Consider the following 24,343-nt stretch of genomic DNA (forward strand, 5'->3'; position numbering starts at 1 on the left):
GCTGGCCCGGACCGGAAGGAGACCTGATGTCGATGGTGCTCGACACGTCGCTGCTGCCGCCCGGGCAGCGCGCCGAGGCGGTCCGCGCCACGCTGGGCTCATACCTGCATCCGGTCGCGGTCGCGGTCGGCCCGTCCGGCCAGGCCAGGATCAACCACTGGCAGCTCGGACCCGGGGTGCAGCTGCTGCACAGCGTCGCCGGCAGCCACCGGCTGACCTGCACGTCGCGGCACCTGCGCGACGCCGGCCCGGAGCGCATCTCGCTCGGCCTGCCGATCAGCGGCGCGGTCCGCATGCGGCACCGTGACCTGCCCGGCGGGGACCGCATCGGCGAGCTCCAGCTGGTCGATCTCACGTCGCCCTACGACTTCCTGGTCGAGGAGGTGTCCGTCGTCGAGGCAGTGCTGATCGACTACGGCCGGCTCGGCCTGCCCGTCGACGTGGTGCGCCGGGCCGTGCCGCACGTGGCCGCCAGCCCCATGTACGAGCTGCTGCGCCGGCACCTCCTCGAGCTGCCCGGCGTGCTGGACAAGCTGCGGCCCGACCCGGCGCTGGCGATCCTGGGCTCCTCCACCGTCGAGCTCGTCCGCGCGCTCATCACCTCCGTCGCCGACCAGGACGGCGCCTGGCTGCGCACCGCCACCGCCGGCACCCTGTTCACCCGGGTCACCGAGTACATCCGCCAGCACCAGCGCGACGAGGACCTCAGCGCGGCCCGGCTGGCCACCGCGCACGGCGTCTCGGCCCGGACCGTGTACGCCGCGTTCGCGCAGGAGGGCGAGCAGCTGGCCGAGTGGGTGATCCGCGGCCGGCTCCGCGGCGCGCATCGCGAGCTCGCCGACTCCCCCACCGCGACCGTGTCGTCGATCGCCCGTTCGTGGGGGTTCGCCAACCCGCGGCACTTCGCTCGCCGTTTTCGGGAGGTGTACGGGATGAGCCCGCAGGAGTGGCAGCGCGGGCCCAACTGACCGGCCCCCGGCGGCGCCGCCGCCCCGCGATGCCCTACGCTCGCCTGCGGCAGGCCGTAGTGCAGAGGTCGTCACACCACCTTGCGAAGATGGAGGACGCCGGTTCGAATCCGGTCGGCCTGCCGCCCCCAGCCGTGCGGAGGTGCTCACCGTCTTGCGTCCCGACCTGCCGCAGTGGCGCCGGATCCGGGCCGAGTCGCTGCCCCGCCCCGTGGTGGATGCGGCCGCCGCGGCCCGCGCGGCCGGTGACTGGGCCGGCGCCGCCGCCCTGGCCCGGTGCGACGTCGACGTGCGTTTCGACCCGGGCCGGTTCGACGCCGCAGCGCTCGAGGCACTGTATGACGACCTGCGCCACCTCAGCGTGGACCTGCTGTGGTGGCACCTGCCCCGGCACCGCGGCGGGATGAGCACGCTGCAGGCGATGGTGAGCGCGATCCTCGCGCCCCGGGCCGGCGCGGACCTGGCCCCGCTGATCCGGGTGCGGCTGCCGAAGTCGCCGACCGGGCCGCAGCGGTTGCAGCTCACCGTGACGACCCTGGCCGAGATCGAGCACGAGCGCTGGTACTTCGCGCCCCGCTACACCTGGGACGTGCGGGAGGCCGCCGCCGTGCGGGCCGCCTGGGGAGGTTCCGCCGACCGGATGCCGTTCCTCACCCCCGACGGGCAGCCGCTGCCGCCGGAGGCGTTCGGTGGGGGTACCGACGCAGCAGCCGAAACCGAACGGACCTGGCGGAGCCTCACGGACGGCGACCTGGTCGGGGCGTGGCGCCGATGCGGCATCGACGTGTCCGCGGTCGACCCCGAGGCGCTGCAACGCCCGTCGGGGCCGCCGACGCTGCCGGTCGGGGTCGCCGACGAGGCCCGCGCCGCCGCGGCCGCGTTCGGCGTCGACCAGGTCAGCACCCTGTACGGCGCGTCCCTCGCCTTGACGGTCCACGACCTGACCGCCGAGGCGCACGACGTCAGCGAATACCTCGAGATCCAGACGCGGATCCTGACCGGCTCGGTGCCACCGGACCTGGCCCTCATCGCGGCGGGCCACCAGCGCCCCGGCGACCTGCACCCGCTGGTGAAGGACGCGCTGTTCCCGTCGTCCGTGGCCACGCAGGGCGCCCCGGTCCCGCCGGCGCTCGGAGCATCGGCCCGGGTGCGCTGCCAGGGTGCCTGGCACCGGGTCGAGGTCACCGGCGGCGCGTTGCGACTGCCCGACCACGACGAGGAGGAGCAACTACGGGAGCGGATGCTGCGGACGCTCGGCGGCACCAGCTCCGGCTGCTACGCGACCCAGGCGACCTGGACCACGGGCAAGGGCCGGCTGCCGCACGCCCTCGCCGCGCAGGTCCGCGAGCTCAAGCACCGCATGCAGCACGGCGACACCGACTGGCTCCTCGACGGTCTCGACCGCGGCGTGATCGACCCGCACGTGCGCGACGCGAACGGCTGGTCGCTGCTGCACCTGGCGATGTGGGTCGACTTCACCAGGGTCCTGCCGGTCCTGCTCGCCGCGGGGGTACCGGTCGACGCCCGCGACCACATCGGCCGCACCCCGCTCTACCTCGCCGTGATGGACGGCGGCCCGCCGGAGCTGATGCGCCGCCTGCTCGCCGAGGGCGCCGACCCGCGCGCCGAGACCGTCCACGGCTCCTACCCGGCCTACGTCGCGAGGTCCCGCCAGCAGTGGCAGGACCTCAAGTTCGTGGCCGAGGCCTGAACCGGTCAGCTCCAGTCGGTCCGGTAGCCGTCGGGGCGGATCAGGTCCAGCAGTTCGGTGTCGGTGAGCGGGCGGAGCTGGGTGACCGCTCGGCGCAGCCGGTCGACGAGCTCAGGGCGGGTGCCTTCGACCCACGCGACGTATGCCCGGCCGTCGGCGATCCGGTAGACGCCCGTGCGTGCCCGGCTGTTGCCCGTGTCCCGCTCGGCGAGGACGGTGCTGCCGTCGCCGGCGTCGGTGCACGTCACGATGTTCACCGCACCGCAGCTGACCTCCCACTCCGGTCCGCCCCGCTCGTCGACGCGCCGGATCGCGTAGGAGATGGACGCCGGGCCGCCGCGGTCGACCGGGTAGCTCACCTCGAACCCTCCCCCGTCGACGTGCCCCGACCTGCCCCCGCGGGGCAGCTCCGCCGGCACGCGCAGCTCGGCCCGCGGCCACGGGCTGCCCCTGGTCAGGTCGGCGAGGTCGCGCCGGTCCTTGTCGGCCCGGTACTCGTGCCGCACCAAGGCGTACCCACCCCCACCCAGGACCAGCACGACCACACCGACCGCCAGGATTCCCAACCACTTCCGTTCACGCACCAGCCCATCGTCCCAGCGCCACCTGTCGACAACGTGCCGGCGATGTGCTGATCCTGTGTTGAGCGTCAACCTGCGGAAACGCGTGGAAAACTGCCGGCCTTGAGATCATCTTGAGCCAGGGCCGCGGTCAACCGGACTGCCAACGAACGGAAATCTCCGCTGGTCAGGAGGTGTTTCCGAGGCGGTTTACCACCAGCCTTTGGGGAGCATCGCCCGGATCGCCTCCCGGTGGGCCCGGGCGGTGGCATGGCTGTCGAGGACGGCGTTGAGGTAGTGGATCTCGTCGCGGTCCAGACCCGTGAGACGGGGATCGCTGATCGAGCCGGACGCGGCGAGGGTGCGCTCGAGCAGGGTGAGCGTGCCGGCCGGGTCGACCTCGACCATGCACCACACGATGCGGCCGGATAGGACGCTGATCTGTGGAAAACGGGCGATGATCCACGCGCTGAGCACCTGCGCGGCCCGGTCGACATCGGCGGCGGCGGCCTCCAGCAGCAGCACCGCGGCGAGCTCGAGATCGTCGTTGGCGAGGTGGGCCAGCACCGACATGGTGTAGTTCGGCGCCCGGGTGAGGACCTTGACGATCTGGACGGCGTGGTGGATCTCGTCGGTGTGCTGGCCGAGCTCCTGCAACACCCTTGAGAGCAGTTCGGTTCTGGTGATCGGACGTTGCTGCTCGGAGTTGGCGGCGACGGCCGCGCCCAGCAACGCCGGCCACTGGCGGTAGGACCTGGCGATGAGGGCCAGGATGCTGACGCCGTCGGTCTGCCGGCGTAGTGCCAGGCGTTCGTTGCTGTAGATCAGGTTGAGGAAGACCGCGACGGCCATGGTGTCGGCCTTGACTGCAAGCCAACCGAGCGCCTGCCCGGCCTGGGCGCGGCTGTCGTGGTTCTGGAACATCGTCTCCAGCGCGACCGTGGTGGCCGGTATGTCGTCGATGGTGCGCAGCATGATCGCGACCTCTTCGGCATGGTCCTGGTCGATCGACGCGGTGAGGATCCGCCGGGCCAAGGACCGGTAGGCACGCTGTGGCGGGCGACAGAGCGGCACCACTGCCTCGACGAGGCTGGTCGGATCGAGGCGGTGGACGTCCAGCAGCCGGGTGAGCACCGCCGCACACACCTGTGAGGCGATGAGCTGCCGGTTCTTCAGCTGCTCGGCCTGCGCCCGGGTCCCGGTGAACCCGTGCAGGTTCAGCGGCTTGGGTGGCAGATCGGACAGCAGCGCCGCGACGTTGCCGATCGTCTGCGACGCCTCGGCCACGATCGACGCGGCCGCCTCGACGCCCCGGTGCTGGGCGATGAACGTGATCGCCGGGGCGGCGAGCTTCGGGTTCTCCGAGGCGACCGCGTAGACGATCTTGCCGACGTCGGCGCCGACCTCGTCAGCGGCGCGCATCAGCCGCAGGATGTCCGGCATCGAGGTCGGGTCCGGGCCGAAGTCCCAGGCCGCCGAAGCTCGCGGGACCAACGCCCCATTGCCGCCGGAGGCGTCGGCGCCCGAGGGCAGTTGCGCTCGGGCGCCGGCCGGGCGGGACTGATAGGGCGGTGGATCAGGCGGCGGGTCAGGCGGCGGCGCCGATGCCTGCGGCGTGGGGATCCCGCCCGGCTCGCCTGGTTCGTCCTGCCGCAGCGGCGGCTTCTCGACCGAGGCCCGCGCCGCGGCATTCCACAGCGCCTTGAAATGTGCCTGATCACCGTGCAGCGCATGGACAACGATCTTTACATGATCCCAGCGGGGCAGCCGTGGCCCGTTGATGACTTTCGGCACGGTCGGGTGACTGATGCCGCGGTGCCCTTGGGCGATGCTGCGGTAGCTCGGCCTGCCGGCGTGCAGGTACAGGTCAGCCATCGCGTCGAAGAACGCCTTGAACGCCTGGGCACCAGGTGCCTCGCCCACAACGATCACCTCCACCCACCGACCGCGACCCGGCACGAGCATCAGCAGAAAGACCGACGATAGAGCGCCCCGACCTGCGCCGCTTTCCAGCCGACAGTCGGCTTTTCGTCACCACTTTCCGCACGCCGTTGTTCACTGCCACGACGGCAACCCAGGAAAAGATTGGAAATAGACCTTTTTCACTGGTTTTTTGCCACCACCCAGCAGACGCTGGCTTCACCAGCCGGCGCCGTCACCAACCCTGACGGACGGCTCCCCCGATCCCCACGGCGACGCCGCCGCGCCACGAACCGCGAAACGTCACCCGTTGGTGGTCACCCCGCATCGACCGCGCACGGTCGACCGACCCCGCGGAAGGAGGTGAACACGATGCCGCAGACCGTCCCATGGCGCGGCGCGCTGATCCTGCTGCACCGTTCCTGGGACAGGCCCTGGTCAGGGTGGCGCCGGAAAGCGTCAGGGTGGCTCCGGAAAGCCGATCGGCCTGCTGATTTGCCCCAGCAGGCCGACCGGGCGGAGCTGTCCAGCACGAATCAGCGGGAAACCGCCGCATCGTCTGCAACTCCACTTTCCTAGCTTCAACGATAAGGGAGTGCCGTCGTCCGAAGCGAGACGACCCTCGTTCATTCATGGAAGACGGCACTTCCTGACACGCTCCGCGCAGCGTCGTGGTCCGGGGGTCAGTCGCGGGCGGGCTCGGCGACCCGGGGTGCCGGCGTGGTGGGGGCCGGCGCCGGGGTACGCAGCAGGGTCAGGACCGCCACCCCGGCCACGCCGGCGATGACGGCGCTGATGAGGAAGACGCGGTCCAGCCCGGCGGCGTACGCGGCGCGCAGCACCCCCTCGGGTGCCCGCCGGAGCAGGTCCTGGTAGCCGCCGCCGGTGAGCTGCCGGGCCGCGGCCGGATCGGTGACGCCGCCGGCGGCCAGGACCTGCCCGGCCCGGCCGGTGACGACGGTGGCGAAGGCGGGCAGCGCCAGGGCGTAACCGAGCTGGCGGAACGTGTTCGACGCGCCGTTGGCCATGCCGGACCGGTCCGGCGGCGCGGCCGCGAGTGCCGCCGAGGCCAGGACCGGCGTGCTCAGGCCGACCCCCAGGCCGGTCACGCACAGGCCGGGCACCAGCGCGGCCCAGCCCGACGACGGGCTGACGAGCATGCACAGGGCGGTGCCGGCGGCGACGAGCAGCAGGCCCCAGCCGATGCTGTGCCGCGCGGGGACCCCGTGCAGCAGCCGGCCGCCCGCCGCGGCGACCACGAACGCGACCACCGCCATCGGCGCCAGGACCAGGCCGGCGGCCATCGCGCCGAGGCCGAGCACGGACTGCGCCCACAGCGACACGAACACGAGGTTGGCGAAGGCGGCCGCGGTCAGTGCCGCCGCGCCGAGCATCAGCACGGCGAACGACGGCCGCCGGAACAGTGCCAGGTCCAGCATCGGGTTGGCCCGGCCGCGTTCCAGCAGCAGGAACCCCACGGTCGCGGCGGCGCCGGCGGTCAGCACGCCGAGGGTCCCGGCGTCGGTCCAGCCGGTGTCGCCGGCGCGGATGAGCCCGTAGACGACGAGGCCGGCGGCCGCGGTGAAGGCTGCCACGCCCGGCAGGTCCGTGCGCCCCTGCCGGGTTGCTCGGCCACCGGGCATCGCGAGGCGGGCCAGCACCGCCGCGATCACCGCCACCGGCAGGTTGACCAGGAAGATCGAGCGCCAGCCGACGTGCTCGGTGAGGAACCCGCCGAGGATCGGCCCGGCCGCCGCGGCGGCGCCGTTGGCCGCGCCCCACACGCCGAACGCGATCGAGCGGTCCCTGCCCGTGTAGACGGTGCCGAGCAGGGCGGCGTTGGTGGCGTACATCGCGGCGGCGCCGGCGCCCTGCACGCCGCGGGCGGCGATGAGCGTGCCGATGCCGGGCGCCAGGCCGCAGGCGAGGGAGGCGGCGGCGAAGACGACCAGGCCGGCGATGAACACCCGCCGGTGGCCGAGCCGGTCCGACAGCGAGCCGGCCGCCATCAGCAGCGCCGCGAGGACGAGGACGTACAGGTCGACGGTCCACTGCAGCGCGGCGAACGACGAGTGCAGCTCCCGCGCCAGGTCGGGGGCGGCGATGCTGACGATGGTCAGGTCGACCAGCAGCATGAAGGTGCTCAGCGAGACCGCGAGCAGGGGCAACCATTTGCGCATGAGCGCACGATGCACCGCGTCCCGGCGAATCGGCGCTGGTAGCGCTGATTTCGGCGGATTCTGACACGCTGATAGCTTCCAGGAGTGGATCCACTCACGCTCGACGAGCTGGACCGGCAGCTCGTGCACGCGTTGCAGGTCGACGGTCGCGCCCCGTTCAGCCGGATCGCCGCGGTGCTCGGCGCCTCGGACCGCACGATCGCCCGGCGCTACCGGCGGTTACGTGCGGCCGGGGCGCTGCGGGTCGTCGGGCTGCCCGACGCGGCGGCGCTCGGGCACGTCGACTGGCTGGTGCGGATGCGGTGCTCGCCGGACACCGCGATGCCGGTGGCGGCGGCCCTGGCCCGGCGCGCCGACACGTCGTGGGTCCAGCTGGTGTCGGGCGGCACGGAGATCACCTGCATCACCAGGACCCGGTCGCAGTCGGCGGACGGCGAGCTGCTGCTGCAGAAGCTGCCCCGCACGCCGCGGATCACGGTGGTCAGCGCGCACTGCATCCTGCGCGGCGTGGCCGGCCTGCACGGCTGGCCCGGCCGGACCGCCGCCCTCGGCGCCGACCAGATCGCCGCGCTGCGCCGACCACCCGCCGACCCCGACTTCCGGCCGCCGTCCGGTGCGGGCGCGGCGCCGCCGCCCACCGCGGCCGACAACGACCTGCTCACCGCGCTTGCCAAGGACGGCCGCGCCGGCCTCACCGCGCTCGCCGCCGCCACCGGCTGGTCGGAGACCACGGTCCGCCGCCGGCTGGACGAGCTGAGCCGTGGCAACGTGCTCTACTTCGACGTCGAGATCGAGCCCCACCTGTTCGGCTACACCGCCGAGGCGATGATGTGGCTGACGGTCGCGCCGGCCACCCTCACCGCGACGACCCGGGCCCTGGCCACCCATCCGCAGATCGCCTACGCGGCGGCGACGACCGGCCCCGCCAACGTGTCCGCGTCGGTGATCTGCCGCGACCTCAACGAGCTGTACGAGTACATCGCCGACGACATCGGCTCGCTGCCCGGTGTCACGTCCGTGGAGACCGCGCCGGTCGTGCGCCGGGTCAAGGGCGGCGGGACGCTGCTGATTCCATGACGTCGACGGGCAGGGAGCCGCCGAGGACGTCGAGGTCGACCCTGCCGTCGGCGGCGACCGTGACGGTGCCCCAGGCCGTGCCGGCGACGAACGGGAACCGGCCGGGCCGGTCGCCGACGCGCAGCGTGCGGGTGATGGCGTCGTAGTGGAAGCCGGTGTAGGCGTCCAGCAGTGACCAGCCCGCCATGGCGCGCACGTAGTGGTCGCCGCACTCGACCTCGTTGAACGGGTTGCGGCGGGTCCCGTCGTAGCGGTGTTGCAGGCCGGCGAGGATCGCCGTGGCCTCCTCCGGCATGCCCTCATACAGGCAGTGCGCCGCGACCTGGTACTCCACGCCGGTCCAGACCTCGTCGCAGTAGCGCAGCGGCACGGCCGGGCGACCGCCGTGCGGCCAGCTGCACACGACCAGGCCGGTCTCGTCGCCGTCGGCGAAGACCCGGTAGCCGTGCTCGGCGAAGCCGGTGCGCAGGTTGTAGCGCACGATCGAGGCCAGCGCCGTGCGGACCCGGTCGGCGGGCAGGATGTGGCCCAGGTCCAGCTGGTGTGCCCACCACTGGCCGAGCAGCTGGTCGGACAGGCAGCCGCGGCCGAAGTCGTAGGCCTCGCCGGTGGCTGGCTGCGCGTAGAACTCGCCGTTCCACAGCAGCTTGTCGTAGGTGTCGCGGCCGATCGTGAACCGGTCCAGGAACGCCGCGGCGGCGGCCGGCTCGACGATGGCGGCCATGCGGTGCATGGCGAGCAGCGCCGCGAGCCAGAGCCCGCCGACGAACATGTTGGGCCCGTGCAGGCTGATGTCATACGTGACGGGCTGGTCGCCCTGCAGGACCCCGTCGCCGTCGGGATCCCAGGTCGTGGTGATGTGCTCCATGAGGTGGCGCAGCGCCGGCCAGTGCCCGCGCAGCCAGTCGTCGCCGGCGCCGTCGAGCACGGACCGGTAGGCCTTGAGCACGGCGCCGAGCATGCCGTCCAGCGCGGGGCGTTCCGGGCCGCCGATGGCCACGTCGTGCAGGTGCGGCAGGTAGCGGGGCAGCACGACCCGGTGCGGCACGGAGCCGTCGGGTGCCTGCGCCGCGAGTTCGGTGTCGCGCAGGTCGCGGCCGACGTCGGGGAAGAGCCGGGACAGCGCCTGCTCGTAGTTGAAGACGTGGTTGCAGTTCAGCGGGCAGGAGCCGCCGACGTCGCCGTTCCAGTTGCGGGTGGAGGCGCCGAGCGCCCCCTCGAACCCGTAGGCGTGCCCGTCGGCGGTGCGGAACAGCGTCGGCGAGCGGACCAGGGTGCCCTGCGCGGACACGGTCTCGCGCAGCGCCGGTGGCAGGTCGCTGTGCCGCACCGCGTCGGCCCAGGCCCGGGAGGCGGTGTCCAGCCGCTCGCGGTCCGCAAGGTAGCTGTCCAGCACGTCGAGGGCGCCGCCGAAGCGGGTCGCGTAATGGTTGCCGACCCAGAATCGGCTGCGGGTGTACGGATGCTGCGGGCCGAACCGGTCGAAGTCGGCATATCGGTTGGGGAACCACCAGGCGTGCACGACGTCGATGGTGGTGGTCTCGCCGGGTTGCAGCGCGAAGGCGACGGCGACCCCGGCGTCCCAGGTGTGCCCGGCGGGGCTCGGGCCGGTGGGCGCGCGCAGCGGTGACACGCCGGCGGCGACGGCGGCCCGCAGGGCGGTGTCGCTGTAGTCGCCGAGCTGGATCGGGGTCACCAGTTTCGCGGTCTCCACGAAGCGCAGCATCGCCTCGGCGCTGTGCGCGCGGGGCAGCGCGGCGGCGGGCCCGTCGGTCCACAGCAGCATCTCGCCGTAGGCGGCGTCGTCCTCGTCCAGGCCGGGGTGGTCCATGAGCACCCCGGTCTGGCCGGGCCGGCGCAGGAGCCGGTTGACGTTGCCGCCGTAGCCGGCGCCACGGGTGCCGTCGATCGGGGTGACGCCGTCCCAGCCGACCGCGTTCTGCAGCGTGCCGAGCAGCCAGCCGTGCCGGAACTCGGTGCTGGTGTTGGTGACCGTGAACCGGTACCGCACCAGCGGCAGGGCGCTGGCGTGCGATTCGAGGGGCACGAACGGCGTGAACGCCGACAGCGCCACCGCGACCGGCAGCGCCTCGTCGGTGTAGGTGACGTCGGCGAAGGGGTACGCGACCTCCATCGACGTGCTCTGCACGGTGGGCCAGGGCGGCAGCCGGTCGGCGTCGGGCACGTCGGCGTCGTTGACGTTCGGCGCCGGGTGCGGGTGCGGCGGCAGCGGCGCGGCGCGCAGGAGCCGCACGACGTCGGCGGGCGGCTCCAGCGAGGAGACCCGCAGCGCGAAGAAGCTGTCGGGCACGAACCCCAGGTGGTTGGCCACGCCGGACAGCTGCCACTGGCGCAGGGCGCCGTCGCCGCCGAGAGCCACGTGGCCGGTGCCGAAGCCGCCGAGCGGGAACGCGACGGCCCGCCGGGCGTCGCCGGAATAGCGCTTCATCGGACACGCTCCGCCATGGTCACGCCGTTTCCATCCTTCGTCGGCCCACGGAGGGCAGGAGTCCACGCAATGCCCGGTCCCACAAGGGAACCCGTGCGTGAAATCGATTTCACACAAGGTAGACGCGAGCCTCGGAACCTGTCAAGAGCGGGTCGCCGGCCGGAAATCCGTAACGCAGCGTCACCGATGCCGAAGAGGCAAGCATGTCACCTACAGTGATCCCTCATGGCCACCATCTACGAGGTTGCGGCGCTCGCCGGCGTCTCGCCCGCGACCGTCTCGCGGGTCTTCAACGGGCAGACGGTCTCGGCGGAGAAGAAGCGCCTGGTGCACGAGGCGGCCACGAAGCTGGCCTTCACGCCGAACCGGACGGCCCGCCGGCTGCGGGGACAGAGCTCCGAGATCATCGCGCTGCTCATCCCCGACATCGAGAACCCGTTCTTCACGGCGCTGGCCCGCGGGGTCGAGGACTGCGCCCGGGAGGCCGGATACTCCCTGGTCCTGTGCAACACCGACGACGACCCGGCCAAAGAGCTGCACTACCTGGAGATCGTGGCGTCGGAGCAGATGGCCGGCGTGATCCTGGCGCCCGCCTCGGACGAGGTCGACCTGGGCGCGATCGTGTCGCTGGGCCGTCCCGTGGTCGCCGTGGACCGCACCACGCCCTACCCGGTCGACGCCGTCAAGATCGACAACCGGGCGGCCGGCATCGGCGCGACGACGGCGCTGTTCGAGGCCGGGTACCGCCGCATCGCCTGCATCGCCGGACCGGCCGGGATCGAGACCACCGAGGACCGCTTCCTCGGCTGGCGCCAGGTCGTCGCCGCCCGCAAGACCGTCCTGCACGACGGTTACCTGCAGCACGCCAACTTCCGCGTCGACGGCGGACGGGCCGCGATGCGGGCGCTGCTCGCGCTGGACACCCCGCCGGACGCCGTGGTGACGACCAACAACCTGATGGCGGTGGGCGCGTTGCAGGCGCTCGCGGCGGCCGGGATCGCACCGGACGCGTTCGGCCTCGCGGTGCTCGGCGAGCTGCCCTTCATGGCCCTGACGCCGACCCCGTTCGTGCAGGTCCGGCTGCCCGCCCGGCACCTCGGCCGGACCGCCGCGGCGATGCTGCTGGAGCGCATCGGCGGCGACGCGCAGCCGCCCCGCACGGTGGTCCTGCGGGCCGAGGTCAACCCGCCGGAGGAGCAGGCGCTGTAATCGATATCAGCGCACTGCGTCCCTGATCAGAGGCTTGTCGACGGCACGAAGTTTGGAGTCTTGACGAAATCGATTTCTTGGACTTCACTGTGCCCGACCGCTTCTCAACGGAGAGGGACAGCACGCTTATGAACATTCCGTTCCGCAAGGTCGCGCTGGTCATCGCGACAGCCGCGATGACGGCGACCGCCCTTGTGGGTTGTTCCAGCGACAAGGACGCCAAGTCCGGTGACCAGTCGCTCGAGATCGCTTACTGGAATTACGGCCCCGCCGCCGAAAGCGGCAACAAGGCCACGGCCGACGCCTTCATGGCGGCGCACGCCGGAGTGAACGTCACCCTGACCCCGGTCACCGGCGAGAACTGGGGCACCTACTACGCCAACGTCGCGACGCTCATCGCCTCCGGGAAACACCCCGACCTCATGGTCATCTCCGGCGAGGGCGCCCAGTTCGTGCATGCCAACAAGCTCGTGGTCCCGATCAACAAGTACATCGACAAGGACCCCGAGGCCAAGACCCTCCTCGCCGACATCGCACCCGGCCTCATCGACGGCTTCAAGGTCAAGGGCGACATCGTCACCCTGACCTACGGCTGGAACGACATGGTCGTCTACTACAACACCGACGTGTTGAAGAAGGCCGGGGTCGACCCGCCCAAGGCCGACTGGACCTGGGACGACTTCAAGGCCACCGCCAAGAAGCTCACCGCCGACACCAACGGCGACGGCAAACCCGACCAGTACGGCTTCACCTGGGCCAGCAACGAGATCTTCCCCGGCATCATGCCGTGGGTCGCCAACGCCGGCGGCAACCTCACCAGCGACGACGTCTGCTCGGCGACCGCCGACACCCCCCAGGTCAACAAGGCCGTGTCATTCCTGCGCGGGCTCATCACCGACGGCATCGCACCCGCACCGATGCCGATGAGCGACGTGTTCACCCGCTTCCAGAACGGCCAGATCGCCATGTTCGGCGCCGGCCGGTGGCCCATCGGCACGTTCGTCCCCGCCGGGTTCAAGGCGTTCGACATCCAGCTCTACCCCAAGGGCGACACCTACAAGACCGTCTTCGGCGGCGCCGGCTACCCCATCCTCAAGTCGTCGAAGAACCCGGACCTCGCCTGGGAGTACCAGAAGTTCACCCTGAGCGACGCCATCGAGCAGCAGTACGTCGGCACCCCTGACAAGCCCGGCGACTCCATCCCGTCCCGCCGCTCGGTCGCCCAGACGATCTCCAAGGTCGGCGTCCCGCCGGCGAACTCGGACCTGTTCTACAACAGCATCGACAAGTACCCGACCCTCGTGCCGTACCCCGCCCCCGCGAAGTACAGCACCTTCGAGTCCACCGTCCTCCGCCACCTGCAACTGATCTTCGCCGGTGAGGCTTCGGTCTCCGACGGCCTCAAGAACATGCAGGGTGAACTCAGCAGCATCGTCACCTGCTGACCGGCGCGAACCCGCAAGGCGGATCATGAGCACCAGCAAGACGCCCCGGTCCGGGGTCGGCGGCCAGCCCGTCGCCGACCCCGGCCCCCGGGTCCACCGCCGCCGCGGCGGCGACGGCATCCCGGCCCTCGCCTTCCTCACCCCGTCGATCGTCACCTTCCTCGTCTTCGTCCTCGCCCCGACCGTGGGCGTGCTCGTGCTGAGCTTCTACGACTGGAACCTGCTCAGCGACGGCACGTTCGTCGGCCTGGACAACTTCGACCGGCTCGTCCACGACGACCGCCTGCTCGGCGTCTACGGCTCCACCACCTACATGGCGCTGGTCATCCTCGCCGTCAACGTCGCCGCCGGGCTCCTGCTCGCCGTCCTGCTGGAGAGCCGGATGCCGGCCTGGCTGCGCGGCTTCTTCCGGCTGTCGTTCCTGTTCCCGTTCGTGGTGTCCGCCTCGGCGGTCGCCCTGATCTGGCGGTTCCTGCTCAACAAGGACCTCGGCCTGGTCAACTACCTGCTCGGGCTGCTGCACGTCGACCGGATCGACTGGCTCGGCTCGTCGGCGTTCGCGCCCGTCTCGGTCATCATCGTCAGCTCCTGGAAGACGATCGGCTTCTCGATCCTGGTGTACATCGCCGGCCTCCAGTCGATCCCGGCGCAGCTGAAGGAGGCCGCGATCGTCGACGGCGCCAACGCCTGGACCCGCTTCTGGCGGATCACCTTCCCGCTGCTGTCACCGACGATCTTCTTCCTGGTCGTGATCAACACGATCAACTCGTTCCAGATCTTCGCCGAGCCCAGGGTGCTGACCCAGGGCGGGCCGGGCGACGCCAGCCGCACGATCGTGGAATACCTCTACGACCGCGCGTTCGGCGACTTCGACCTCGGCTACGCCTCCGCCATCGGCATCACCTTCACGCTGGTGCTGATCGTGCTGACCGCGATCCAGTTCCGGCTCTCACGCAGATGGACGTACTACGAGTGAGTCGCCTCAGCCGTACCGGCTCCCGCATCGCCACGTTCGTGATCCTGGGCATCGCGGCGCTCGCGATCACCGCGCCGTTCCTGTGGATCTTCCGCGGGGCGTTCTCCGGCTCCGACGCGGAGCTCTACCGCCTGCCCCCGACGTTCGACCCGGCCAACGTCACCACCGACAACTTCGGCAAGGTCACCGACCAGGTCCCGTACTTCCGGTTCTTCCTCAACTCGATCATCGTGTCCACGACGATCACCGTCGCCCAGGTCATCACCTGCTCGACGGCCGCCTACGCGTTCGCCCGGCTGCACTTCAAGGGCAAGGGCGTGCTGTTCGCGGTCGTCATCGGCTCGCTGATGATCCCGATCCAGGTGACGATCGTGCCGCTGTTCCTGGTCATGTCGAAGCTCGGGCTGACCAACACGCTGTGGGCGCTGATCCTGCCGGGGATCTTCAGCGCCTTCGGGATCTTCCTGCTGCGCCAGCACTTCCTGGCGCTGCCGATGGAGATCGAGGAGGCGGCGAAGCTCGACGGCGCCGGGCACCTGCGCACGTTCGCCCGGATCATCCTGCCGCTGTCCGGGCCGTCGATCGCGACCCTGGCCATCCTGTGCTTCACGTACTGGTGGAACGACCTGCTCCTGCCGCTCGTCATGATCAGCGACACGGAACGGCAGACCCTGCCGGTCGGCCTGGTGCTGCTCGCCGGGCGGTTCTCCACCGGGTCGCTGGGCACGATCGCGGCCGGCATCGCGATGGCGATCGTCCCGGTGCTGATCGTGTTCATCCTGGCGCAGCGCTACATCGTGCAGTCCATCGCATCGAGCGGATTGAAGCTATGACCACCGCACTGGCCCCCTCCACCGTTCCCGGTCTCGCCACCCGCGCGGCCGTGCTGTGCTGGCACGAGCTGCCGCGCAGCCTCGCCGCCGGCGGTGCCTGGCTCGCCGCGACGGTGCCGCTGCTGCTGGCCGCCCTCGCCGGCGCCCCGGGCTGGATCCTCGCGCTCGCGGCCGTGCCGCCCGCGCTGGTCCTGACCGGCCTGGCGGCCTTCGCGGCCACCGTCGCCCGCGGTGACGGCCCCCGGCTGGCGCTACTGCGCCGCGTGGATGCGGTGCTGGCGCTGCTCCTCGCGGCCGGCGCGGGCCTCGCCACCCTCGGGCTGACCGCGGGCGGTCCGGCCGCGCTCGCCGGTGGCGCCGGCGGGGCGGTGCTGCTGCTCGTCGCCCCGTATGCGCTCGCCTACGGCGCCCTGCGGGACCGGCGCGGCCTGGCGGCGCTGCGCGGCGGCGCGATCCTGGTCGCGTTCCGGCCCGCCTGGGCGTTCGCGCTGGTCGTGCTCGTCGGCGCGGGTGGCCTCCTCGCGGTCGCGTCGGCCGGGATCCTCGCCGTCGTGGTGCTGCCGCTGCTGCTGGCGGTCGCGTCCGCGATGACGGCCGCCCTGCTGGACGAGATCGACGCCCTGCAGGGCCGGGCATGACCGACTGGATCGACCCGGAACTCGTGCCGGGGCTTGCGAACACCCTCACCGCACACCTGCCCGACGGTTTTCTCGACGTCGCCACGGTGCGAGCGATCGACGACCAGTTGCGGGTCGAGGCGGCACCCGCGGTGCCCCCGCGGGTGGTCACGCTCGAGGGCGGCCTTGAGCTCCGCGTGCACGGATCGCTGCACGGCGACGCCTGCCTGCTGTGGATCCACGGCGGTGGGATGTTCCTGGGCAGCGCCCGCACCGAGGACGCGTACTGCGCCGACCTCGCCGCCCGGCTCGGCGTGCCAGTCGTCGCGGTGGACTACCGGCTCGCGCCGGAACACCCGCACCCCACGCCGCTGCACGACTGCCGGGCCGCCCTGCACTGGTGCGCGGATCGCTTCGAGCGGGTCGTCGTCGCCGGCGGCAGCGCCGGCGGTGGGCTCGCCGCCGCGCTGTGCCTGCTGACCCGCGACGAGGGCGGCCCGCCGATCGCCGCCGCGCACCTGTACTACCCGATGCTCGACGACCGGCGGGACCTGCCAGGAGGAAGCGCGCTCACGGACCCGCCGGTGTGGAACCGGCGCCTGGCCGACCTCGCCTGGGCTGCCTACCTCGGCGGCCGGCCCGCCGACGCCCTCGCCGCCCCGGCCCGCGCGACCGACCTGCGTGGGCTGCCGCCGACGTATCTCGATGTCGGCGACCTCGACCTGTTCCGCGACGAGGACGCCGGCTACGCGGCCCGGCTCGCCGACGCGGGGGTCCCGGTGCGCTTCGAGCTGGTGCCCGGCGCCGTGCACGCCTTCGAACTCATCGCCCCCGACGCCGCGATCAGCCGGGTCACCCGCGAACGCCGGCTGCTCGCCCTCGCCCACGACCTCAACGGTGCCGCATGACACAGCCTCCGATGGTGACGATCTACCAGGTGGCCGCCCGGGCCGGGGTCTCACCGGCGACCGTGAGCCGGGTCATGAACGGCACGAAGGTGTCCGCGGAGTCCGAACGCCTCGTCCGCGCGGCCGCCGCCGAGCTGGCGTTCACCCCGAACCGGACCGCGCGCCGGCTGCGCGGCCAGACCTCCGAGGTGATCGCGCTGATCATCCCGGACATCGAGAACCCGTTCTTCACCGCGCTGGCCCGTGGCGTGGAGAACCGGGCCCGGGCCGCGGGCTACTCCGTGGTGCTGTGCAACACCGACGACGACCCGGCGCGGGAGGCGACGTACATCGACATCGCGCTCGCCGAACACATGGCGGGGGTGATCCTCGCGCCCGCCGACGACGCCAGCGACGTCAGCCGGCTCATCGCGAGCAACCGGCCCGTCGTCGCCGTCGACCGCAGCCTGCACCGGCCCGACATCGACGCCGTCACCGTCGACAACCGCGCCGGTGGGCTGTCGGCGGCCGAGTCGCTGTTCGCGGCCGGGTTCTCCCGGGTCGCCTGCATCACCGGGCCGAGCTCGGTGGAGACCGCGCAGCTGCGCATGGAGGGCTGGCAGCGGGCCACCCGGCGCGGCCGTGACGCGGTGGGCGACGACACGCTGCTGCGCTACGCCGACTACCGCGTCGACGGCGGGCGCGCCGCGATGGCGGACCTGCTCGGGCTGCCGGAGCCGCCGGACGCGGTGTTCGTCGCCAACAACCTGATGGCCGCCGGTGCCCTCGAGGCGTTGCACGACGCCGGGCTCGCCCCACCACGCTTCGGGCTGGCGGTCTTCGGCGACCTGCCGTTCGCGTCGTTCGACCGGCGTGGCATCCGGGTCGTGCCGCTGCCCGCCCGGGAGCTCGGCGAGGCCGCCGCGGGCCTGCTGCTGGACCGCATCGCCGGCGACGACGGCCCCGCGCGGACCGTGGTCCTGCGCACCGACCACAGATTGCAGGAGCAGCGGTGAAGGCCTTTCTGGGCGTGGACATCGGCACGTCGAGCAGCAAGGGTGTCCTCGTCGACGCGGCCGGGCGGCTCCTCGCCACGGCGGTCCGCGAGCACGAGGTGCACCGCCCGTTCCCCGGCCACGTCGAGATGGACGGCGAGGTGTGGTGGGCCGAGTTCACCTCGATCGCGGCCGAGCTGACCGCCGGCGCTCCGGACGCCGAGGTCGCCGCCGTCGGGGTGAGCGGGATGGGGCCGTGCGTCCTGCTCACCGACGCCGCCGGCGTCCCGCTGCGCCCGGCGGTCCTGTACGGCGTCGACACCCGCGCGACCGCGCAGATCGAGGCCCTGTCGGCGGAGCTCGGCGGCCCCGAGGCGATCCTGGCCCGCTGCGGGTCAGCGCTGTCCTCGCAGGCGGTCGGGCCGAAGCTGCGCTGGGTCGCCGAGCACGAGCCCGACCTCTGGCGGCAGGCCCGGCGGCTGTTCATGCCGGCGTCGTGGCTGGCGTACCGGCTCACCGGCGCCTACACCCTCGACTTCCACTCGGCGAGCCAGTGCACGCCGCTGTTCGACACGCACGCCCTCGACTGGTACGCGCCGTGGGTGGCCCGCGTCGCACCGGACCTGGAGCTGCCGCGCCTGGCGTGGTCCGACGAGGTCGCTGGGGTGACCCGGGCAGCGGTGTCGGGCATCCCCGCCGGCACCCCGGTCATCACCGGGAGCATCGACGCCTGGACCGAGGCGGTCAGCGTCGACGCGCAGAATCCCGGGGACCTGATGCTCATGTACGGCACGACGATGTTCCTCATCGCGACCGTCCGCGAGCCGCTGACGTCACCGGCGATGTGGGGCACCGTCGGCGCGTTGCCGGGCTCCCGCAACCTGGCCGGCGGGATGGCCACGTCGGGCGCGCTCACCGGCTGGCTGCGCGACCTCGTCGGCGCGCCCGACTTCACCGGCCTGCTGGCGGCGGCGGAGGCGTCCGGCCCCGGCGCGCGGGGGCTGCTGATGCTGCCGTACTTCGCCGGTGAACGCACCCCGCTGATGGACCCCGACGCCCGCGGCGTCATCGCCGGGCTGACCCTCGAACACACGCGGGGCGACCTGTACCGGGCCGCGCTGGAGGCGACCGCGTTCGGCGTGCGGCACAACGTGGAGGCGCTGCGCGACGCCGGCGCGTCCGTCGAGCGGGTCGTGGCCGTCGGCGGCGGCACCCGCGGCGGGCTGTGGACCCGCATCGTCAGCGACGTCACCGGCCTGCCGCAGGTCGTGCCCGCGATCACGATCGGGGCGAGCTACGGCGCCGCGTATCTGGCCGCGCGCACGAGTGTCGCGGCCCGCATCGCCGACTGGAACCCACCGGCGGCCACCGTCGTGCCCGACCCGGCGACCCGCGCCGGCTACGACGAGCTGTACGCGCTGTACCGCGAGCTGTACCCCGCCACCCGCACCATCGCCCACACGCTCGCCGCACGGCAGCGCTTCGCAACGGAGGACGCACCATGACCCCCTACGTTCTGCCCGCCCCGCCCTCCCGCCCCGCCGCGGAGCCGAACACGGCCTACCTCATCGCGAGCGGCGACCTGCGCCCGAAGGCGAACCTCGCCGGCTGGCCCACCCAGGTGCGGATGGAGGCCGACGTGACGGCCGCGTTCGCCGAGCTCGGCTGGACGGTGCGCCGGGCCAACCCGGTCGACCCGGAAACGGGGCACGGCTTCATCTCCAGCCAGCGGATGGGCCTGGAGGTGTTCAAGAGCATCCCCGCCGACGCGCCGCTGATCGTGGCGGAGGCGGTCTGGCAGTACAGCCACCACGTCCTGGCGGGGCTGCGCACCCACCGCGGCCCGATCCTCACCGTCGCGAACTTCGCCGGCACCTGGCCCGGCCTGGTCGGGCTGCTCGGCCTCAACGCCGGCATGGCGAAGATGGGCGTCGCCTACTCGACGATCTGGAGCGTCGACTTCACCGACGACTGGTTCAAGGAGGGTCTGCGCAGCTGGACGTCGACGTGGCAGATCCCGCACGACCAGTCCCACGTGCGGCCGCTGCCGCCGCTCGGGTCGTCCCCGGAGGTCGACCTCGGCCAGGCCCTGGCCGGCCAGCTGCTCGCCGACAAGGCCATCATCGGCGTCTTCGACGAGGGCTGCATGGGCATGTACAACGCCATCATCGACGACGAGCTGCTCAACCCGATCGGCGTCTACAAGGAGCGGCTCTCGCAGAGCGCCCTGTGGGCCGAGATGCTCACCGTCGGCGACGCCGAGGCCGACGCGGTCGGGCAGTGGCTGCTGGACGCCGGGATGACGTTCCGCCTCGGCACCGACGAGGCCACCGAGCTCACCGCGGCGCAGCTGCGCTGGCAGCACAAGATGTACATCGCGGCGCTGCGCATCAGCGACGACTTCGGTCTCGACGCTGTCGGCATCCAGTACCAGCAGGGCCTCAAGGACCTCTCGCCCGCCTCGGACCTCGCCGAGGGCCTGCTCAACAACGTCGCCCGCCCGCCGGTCACGTCCCGCGACGGCGCCCGGGTCCTGTGGGACGGCCGGGCGCTGCCGCACTTCAACGAGGCCGACGAGGGCGTCGCCGTCGACGCCCTCGTCACCAACCGCATCTGGACCGCGATGGGCCTCGACCCGGCGACCACCCTGCACGACGTGCGCTGGGGCGAGGACTACGACGGCGAGTTCGTCTGGGTCTGGGAGATCTCCGGCTCCGTCCCCCCGTCGCACCTCACCGGCGGCTACGCGGGTGCCGTCGGCTGGCGGCAGGACCCGGTGTACTTCCCGCTGGGCGGCTCCACGATCAAGGGCGTCTGCCGCCCCGGCGAGGTCGTCTGGAGCCGGGTGTTCGTCCAGGGCGGCGCGCTGCACGTGGACCTCGGGCGGGCCTCGGCGGTCGCGCTGCCGGACGCGGAGACGCAGCGGCGCTCCGAGGCCACCACGCCGGCCTGGCCGATCATGCACGCGGTCCTGCACGGCGTGAGCCGCGACCAGTTCATGGCCCGGCACAAGGCCAACCACCTCAACGTGGCCTACGCCCCGGACGCCGCCACCGCCGACCGGGCGCTGCTGGTGAAGGCGGCCCTGTTCGCCGAGCTCGGCGTGCAGGTCCACCTCTGCGGCGACACCGCCCTCTGAGGTTCCGCTTGGTTTCCGCAGGCTGCAGACCCCTCGCGTTGCCGGGGGTTTGTAGCCTGCGGGGCATGGACGCCACCGCCGCCGCCGGGCTGCTGGAGCTCGCCGAGGACGCGCAGCGCCGCCGGCGGCGGCAGGACCCGCGGGCCGAGACGATGGTCGAGGAGGGCTACGCCGAGATGCGGGCGGCGCTGGACTGGTACGGCGTGACGGGCGACGCTTTCCGTCTCGCCGGGGCCCTGGTGCCGTTCTGGATCGCCACGAAACGGATCGACGAGGGCGACGCCTGGTTCGGCCGGGCGCTGCGGGACGCGCACGGCACCGCCCGGGCGTATCACGACCACGGCTACCTCGTCTTCTGGGCCGGCCGGTACGAGCTCGCCGAGCAACGGTTCCAGGAGTCCCTGACCCGCGCCGAACTGGACGGCGACCCGTCGGTGCAGGCCCTGGCACTCGCCGGGCTCGCCAGGGTCGCCATCAACAGCGACGTGCCGCGGGCCGTACACCTCCTGCGGCGGGCGGAAGCAGTGACGGAGGGGATCGACGAGGCCGACCATGGCCGGTCGAGCGCGCTGCACGTGCTGGGCGTGGCCCTGCAGATGGCCGGCGACCTCACCGGTGCCCGGGATGTGATGTCGGCGCGGCTGGCGGCCGGGCGGGCGCGCGGGGACGAGTTCGTGGTGTGGGTCGAGTCGGCGAACCTGAGCATGGTCGAACGGCAGCTCGGAAACCTCGACCGGGCCGAGGAGCTCGCCCGGGAGGCGCTGGCGCTGTGCGCGCGGCGGGCCGACGAGATGGCGACCGCCTGGATGCTCAACGGGCTCGCCGCGGTCACCGCGGCCCGCGGGAGGTTCGAGCGGGCCGCGACGCTGCACGGGTACGCCGCCGCGCAGATCGACCGGGCCGGCGGCGCCTGGCCGGCCGACGAGCGCGCCCAGCACGAGGAGACCCGGGCCGCGCTCGACGCGAACCTGCCCGCCGACGCCGTCACGCGGCTGCGGGACACGGGTGCGCGGATGATGACGGCGGCGGCGCTGGAGTACGCGCTGTCGCAGGTGGACAACTGACGACTGGTCTACGCTGGCGGGGTGTCCGACGCCGGCGACCGGCCCGCCCGGGTCGAGGACGTGCACGAGTTCGCCCTCGCGATGCCGCACGTCACGGTGCATGACGGCACCGCCGACAACCCCGTCTACCAGGTGGGCGGCAGGTCGTTCGTGTTCTTCCGCAACCCGCGCCCCGACGCGGTGGACCCCGGCACCGGCGAGCGGTATCAGGACGTCATCGTCTTCTGGGTCGAGTCAGACGCCGACAAGCAGGCCCTGGTCCAGGACGACACGACGCCCTTCTTCACCACCGCCCACTTCAACGGCCACCCGTCGGTGCTGGTGCGGGCCAGCCGGCTCGGTGAGCTCACCCGGACCGAGCTGGCCGAGGTGATCCAGGACGCCTGGCTGTCCCGCGCCTCACCGCGCCGCCGGGCGGCCTGGCTCGCGGCTCGTTAGCGGCGCAGCGCCTGGTGCGACGGTGAGCCCGGCTCGGTCGTGAACGTCACCAGCCACTGGTCCGGCGCGCCGCTGGAGCGCACGACGTCGACCGCGACCTCGATCTCGCCGAGGCCCGGATGCCGCAGCCGGCAGGAGACGCTCGGCCAGTCCGCGACGAGGTGCTCGGCCCAGAACCGCTCGAAGTCGGCACTCGCCGCGCGCAGCGACGCGACGACGGCGGCCACCTCGGGACTGCCGGGATAGCGGCCGAGGCACAGCCGCAGATACGCGGTGTGCTGGCGGGCCAGCCGCACCCAGTCCGCGTCGTGCACCATCGACCGGAAGGGCCCGTCGAGGAACACCAGGTGCGGCCAGCTGCGGCGGTCGGCTGGCAGGTCGCCGAGGAGCCGGGCGGCGGAGTCGTTCCAGGCCAGGATGTTGCCGTGCCGGCCGTGCACGAACGCAGGCGTGTGGTCCATGCCCTCGATCAGGCAGCGCAGGTCGGTGCGCGCCGCAGGCTTGTCCGGGCCGGGACGCGGCGGGTGGACCAGGTTGCCCAGGTGCTCCCGCTCGTCCCCGGTCAGCCGCAACGCGCCCGCGACGGCGTCGAGCACCTCGGCCGACACGCTGCCGGCGTGCCCCTGCTCCAGCCGGGTGTAGTGGGTGACGCTCACCCCGGCGACCTGCGCCAACTCCTCGCGGCGCAGCCCCGGCACCCGGCGGCGCTCCCCGAACCTGGTCACCCCGACGTGCTCCGGCTGCAGCCTGCCCCGGCGTGACGTCAGGAAGCCGGTCAACTCCACACGAAGGTCCACCGGGCCAAGACTAGCCACGGTTTGGGTACCCAACGCGGGGTGCTGGCTGCGCCGTGCGCCGGATCGCAGGCTGGTCGGCATGACAACGAACCTCACCGGCCGGGAGATCCGGCTGGCCGGCCGACCCACCGGCGCGCCCGGCCCGCAGCACTTCGAGCTCATCAGCGCAGCCGTTCCGGCCCTCGCCGACGGGCAGGTCCTGGTCCGCAACACGTGGATGTCGGTCGACCCGTACATGCGCAGCCGGATGTACGACACACCGTCGTACCTCCCGCCGTTCGAGCTCGGCGCGGCGCTGCAGGGCGGTGCGATCGGCGAGGTGCTCGAGTCCCGGTCGGCCGCGGTCCCGGTCGGCGCCACGGTGTCACACTTCCTCGGCTGGCGGGACTACGCCGTCGTGGACGCCGCCGGCGCCACGGTGGTGGACGCCGTGGCGGCGCCGCCGCAGGCGTACCTCGGCCCGCTCGGCACCACGGGGCTCACCGCGTACGTGGCGCTGACCGAGGTGGCGCCGGTGCGGCCCGGTGACACGGTGTTCGTCTCCGCCGCGGCAGGGGCGGTCGGCAGCGTCGCCGGTCAGGTCGCCCGCCTCCTGGGAGCGGGCACGGTGATCGGCTCGGCCGGCGGTCCGGTCAAGACCGGAAAGCTCATCACCGACTTCGGCTTCGACGTGGCCATCGACTACCAGGCCGGCCCGATCGCCGGGCAACTCCCCGGAGGAATCGACGTGTACCTCGACAACGTCGGCGGCGACCATCTGGCGGCGGCGATCGGGGCCGCCCGGCCCGGCGCGCGGATCGCACTCGTCGGCGCGATGAGCACCTACGACGCGCCCGTGCCCGGACCCGCGAACCTGTTCGAGGCGTACTGGAAGGAGGTGACGCTGCGCGGGATGCTGGTCACGTCGTACTTCCACCGCTTCCCCGAGTGGATCGAACGCGCCGGCGGCTGGCTGCGCGACGGCTCGTTGCGCACCGCGGAGACCGTGGTCGACGGCCTGGAGGAGGCACCGGGTGCGTTCCTCGGCGTGCTGCGCGGCGCCAACACCGGCAAGATGCTGGTCCGCCTCGGCTGACGG

The 24,343-nt window shown here is 72.5% G+C and carries 20 protein-coding genes and 1 tRNA gene; 16 read left to right on the forward strand and 5 right to left on the reverse strand.

All coding sequences use genetic code 11. The features are described from left to right. The first annotated feature begins 26 nt into the window (after nt 1-26). From ACFPIJ_RS35765 to ACFPIJ_RS35775, 3 genes are all read left to right on the forward strand, one after another. Nucleotides 27-968: a helix-turn-helix transcriptional regulator gene (locus ACFPIJ_RS35765; protein WP_380121944.1), complete on the forward strand. Its 942-nt coding sequence runs from the start codon at nt 27-29 to the stop codon at nt 966-968. A 50-nt stretch (nt 969-1,018) separates the two neighbouring features. Then, nucleotides 1,019-1,091: transfer RNA gene (locus ACFPIJ_RS35770), tRNA-Arg, on the forward strand. 19 nt (nt 1,092-1,110) lie between these two features. Continuing rightward, complete coding sequence (locus ACFPIJ_RS35775) at nt 1,111-2,679, forward strand: ankyrin repeat domain-containing protein (RefSeq protein WP_380121946.1); 1,569 nt, start codon at nt 1,111-1,113, stop codon at nt 2,677-2,679. 5 nt (nt 2,680-2,684) lie between these two features. On the opposite strand, the gene ACFPIJ_RS35780 is transcribed toward ACFPIJ_RS35775, so the two are convergent. The 3 genes from ACFPIJ_RS35780 to ACFPIJ_RS35790 all read right to left on the reverse strand — a co-directional run bounded on the left by ACFPIJ_RS35780 (nt 2,685) and on the right by ACFPIJ_RS35790 (nt 7,339). Next, complete coding sequence (locus ACFPIJ_RS35780) at nt 2,685-3,263, reverse strand: hypothetical protein (protein ID WP_380121948.1); 579 nt, start codon at nt 3,261-3,263, stop codon at nt 2,685-2,687. 186 nt (nt 3,264-3,449) lie between these two features. Then, a complete protein-coding gene (locus tag ACFPIJ_RS35785) occupies nt 3,450-5,162 on the reverse strand; it encodes a hypothetical protein (protein WP_380121949.1) in 1,713 nt (570 codons plus the stop codon). 680 nt (nt 5,163-5,842) lie between these two features. Continuing rightward, nucleotides 5,843-7,339, reverse strand: coding sequence for an MFS transporter (locus tag ACFPIJ_RS35790; RefSeq protein WP_380121951.1), 1,497 nt, complete (start codon nt 7,337-7,339; stop codon nt 5,843-5,845). An 84-nt stretch (nt 7,340-7,423) separates the two neighbouring features. Here ACFPIJ_RS35790 and ACFPIJ_RS35795 point away from each other — a divergent pair, with 84 nt between their 5' ends. After that, nucleotides 7,424-8,416, forward strand: a complete 993-nt coding sequence (locus tag ACFPIJ_RS35795; RefSeq protein ID WP_380121953.1) for an Lrp/AsnC family transcriptional regulator — start codon at nt 7,424-7,426, stop codon at nt 8,414-8,416. Here ACFPIJ_RS35795 and ACFPIJ_RS35800 read toward each other — a convergent pair. After that, complete coding sequence (locus ACFPIJ_RS35800; RefSeq protein ID WP_380121955.1) at nt 8,385-10,865, reverse strand: GH116 family glycosyl hydrolase; 2,481 nt, start codon at nt 10,863-10,865, stop codon at nt 8,385-8,387. The two genes, ACFPIJ_RS35795 and ACFPIJ_RS35800, sit on opposite strands and share 32 nt — an antisense overlap. A 225-nt stretch (nt 10,866-11,090) precedes the next feature. Between ACFPIJ_RS35800 and ACFPIJ_RS35805 the strand changes: the two genes are divergently transcribed. From ACFPIJ_RS35805 to ACFPIJ_RS35855, 11 genes are all read left to right on the forward strand, one after another. Further along, a complete protein-coding gene (locus ACFPIJ_RS35805) occupies nt 11,091-12,074 on the forward strand; it encodes a LacI family DNA-binding transcriptional regulator (RefSeq protein ID WP_380121957.1) in 984 nt (327 codons plus the stop codon). Between the two features lie 128 nt (nt 12,075-12,202). Beyond that, complete coding sequence (locus tag ACFPIJ_RS35810; RefSeq protein WP_380121959.1) at nt 12,203-13,519, forward strand: ABC transporter substrate-binding protein; 1,317 nt, start codon at nt 12,203-12,205, stop codon at nt 13,517-13,519. A gap of 25 nt (nt 13,520-13,544) precedes the next feature. Next, a complete protein-coding gene (locus ACFPIJ_RS35815) occupies nt 13,545-14,495 on the forward strand; it encodes a carbohydrate ABC transporter permease (protein WP_380121961.1) in 951 nt (316 codons plus the stop codon). Beyond that, on the forward strand, nt 14,492-15,328 hold the full coding sequence (locus ACFPIJ_RS35820; protein WP_203847062.1) for a carbohydrate ABC transporter permease: 837 nt from the start codon (nt 14,492-14,494) through the stop codon (nt 15,326-15,328). The genes ACFPIJ_RS35815 and ACFPIJ_RS35820 overlap by 4 nt, the downstream gene beginning before the upstream one ends. Next, nucleotides 15,325-15,966 (forward strand): hypothetical protein, encoded by a 642-nt coding sequence (locus ACFPIJ_RS35825; protein ID WP_380121963.1) that lies wholly within the window; start codon nt 15,325-15,327, stop codon nt 15,964-15,966. The genes ACFPIJ_RS35820 and ACFPIJ_RS35825 overlap by 4 nt, the downstream gene beginning before the upstream one ends. Then, nucleotides 15,963-16,853 carry an alpha/beta hydrolase gene (locus ACFPIJ_RS35830; protein ID WP_380121965.1) on the forward strand — a complete coding sequence of 297 codons (891 nt, stop codon included), beginning with the start codon at nt 15,963-15,965 and terminating at the stop codon, nt 16,851-16,853. Before ACFPIJ_RS35825 ends, ACFPIJ_RS35830 begins: the two co-directional genes overlap by 4 nt. Next, nucleotides 16,850-17,848 (forward strand): LacI family DNA-binding transcriptional regulator, encoded by a 999-nt coding sequence (locus ACFPIJ_RS35835; RefSeq protein ID WP_380121967.1) that lies wholly within the window; start codon nt 16,850-16,852, stop codon nt 17,846-17,848. The genes ACFPIJ_RS35830 and ACFPIJ_RS35835 overlap by 4 nt, the downstream gene beginning before the upstream one ends. Further along, the gene (locus ACFPIJ_RS35840) at nt 17,845-19,332 is read left to right on the forward strand and encodes an FGGY-family carbohydrate kinase (RefSeq protein WP_380121969.1); all 1,488 of its coding nucleotides are present in this window, start codon (nt 17,845-17,847) and stop codon (nt 19,330-19,332) included. The genes ACFPIJ_RS35835 and ACFPIJ_RS35840 overlap by 4 nt, the downstream gene beginning before the upstream one ends. After that, entirely contained in the window at nt 19,329-20,966 is a 1,638-nt protein-coding gene (locus tag ACFPIJ_RS35845; RefSeq protein ID WP_380121971.1) for a fucose isomerase, read from the forward strand. Before ACFPIJ_RS35840 ends, ACFPIJ_RS35845 begins: the two co-directional genes overlap by 4 nt. A 65-nt stretch (nt 20,967-21,031) precedes the next feature. After that, nucleotides 21,032-22,030: a tetratricopeptide repeat protein gene (locus ACFPIJ_RS35850; RefSeq protein WP_380121973.1), complete on the forward strand. Its 999-nt coding sequence runs from the start codon at nt 21,032-21,034 to the stop codon at nt 22,028-22,030. A gap of 21 nt (nt 22,031-22,051) precedes the next feature. Beyond that, nucleotides 22,052-22,468: an MmcQ/YjbR family DNA-binding protein gene (locus tag ACFPIJ_RS35855; protein WP_380121974.1), complete on the forward strand. Its 417-nt coding sequence runs from the start codon at nt 22,052-22,054 to the stop codon at nt 22,466-22,468. Here ACFPIJ_RS35855 and ACFPIJ_RS35860 read toward each other — a convergent pair. Continuing rightward, nucleotides 22,465-23,265, reverse strand: coding sequence for a helix-turn-helix domain-containing protein (locus ACFPIJ_RS35860; RefSeq protein WP_380121976.1), 801 nt, complete (start codon nt 23,263-23,265; stop codon nt 22,465-22,467). The genes ACFPIJ_RS35855 and ACFPIJ_RS35860 overlap by 4 nt on opposite strands. Nucleotides 23,266-23,344: 79 nt before the next feature. On the opposite strand from ACFPIJ_RS35860, the gene ACFPIJ_RS35865 reads away from it, so the two are divergent. After that, nucleotides 23,345-24,340, forward strand: coding sequence for an NADP-dependent oxidoreductase (locus ACFPIJ_RS35865; protein ID WP_380121978.1), 996 nt, complete (start codon nt 23,345-23,347; stop codon nt 24,338-24,340). Nucleotides 24,341-24,343: the final 3 nt, after the last annotated feature.

Origin of the sequence: Dactylosporangium cerinum (genome assembly GCF_042653625.1) — a bacterium.
In the GTDB taxonomy this organism is placed as follows: Bacteria; Actinomycetota; Actinomycetes; order Mycobacteriales; family Micromonosporaceae; genus Dactylosporangium; species Dactylosporangium cerinum.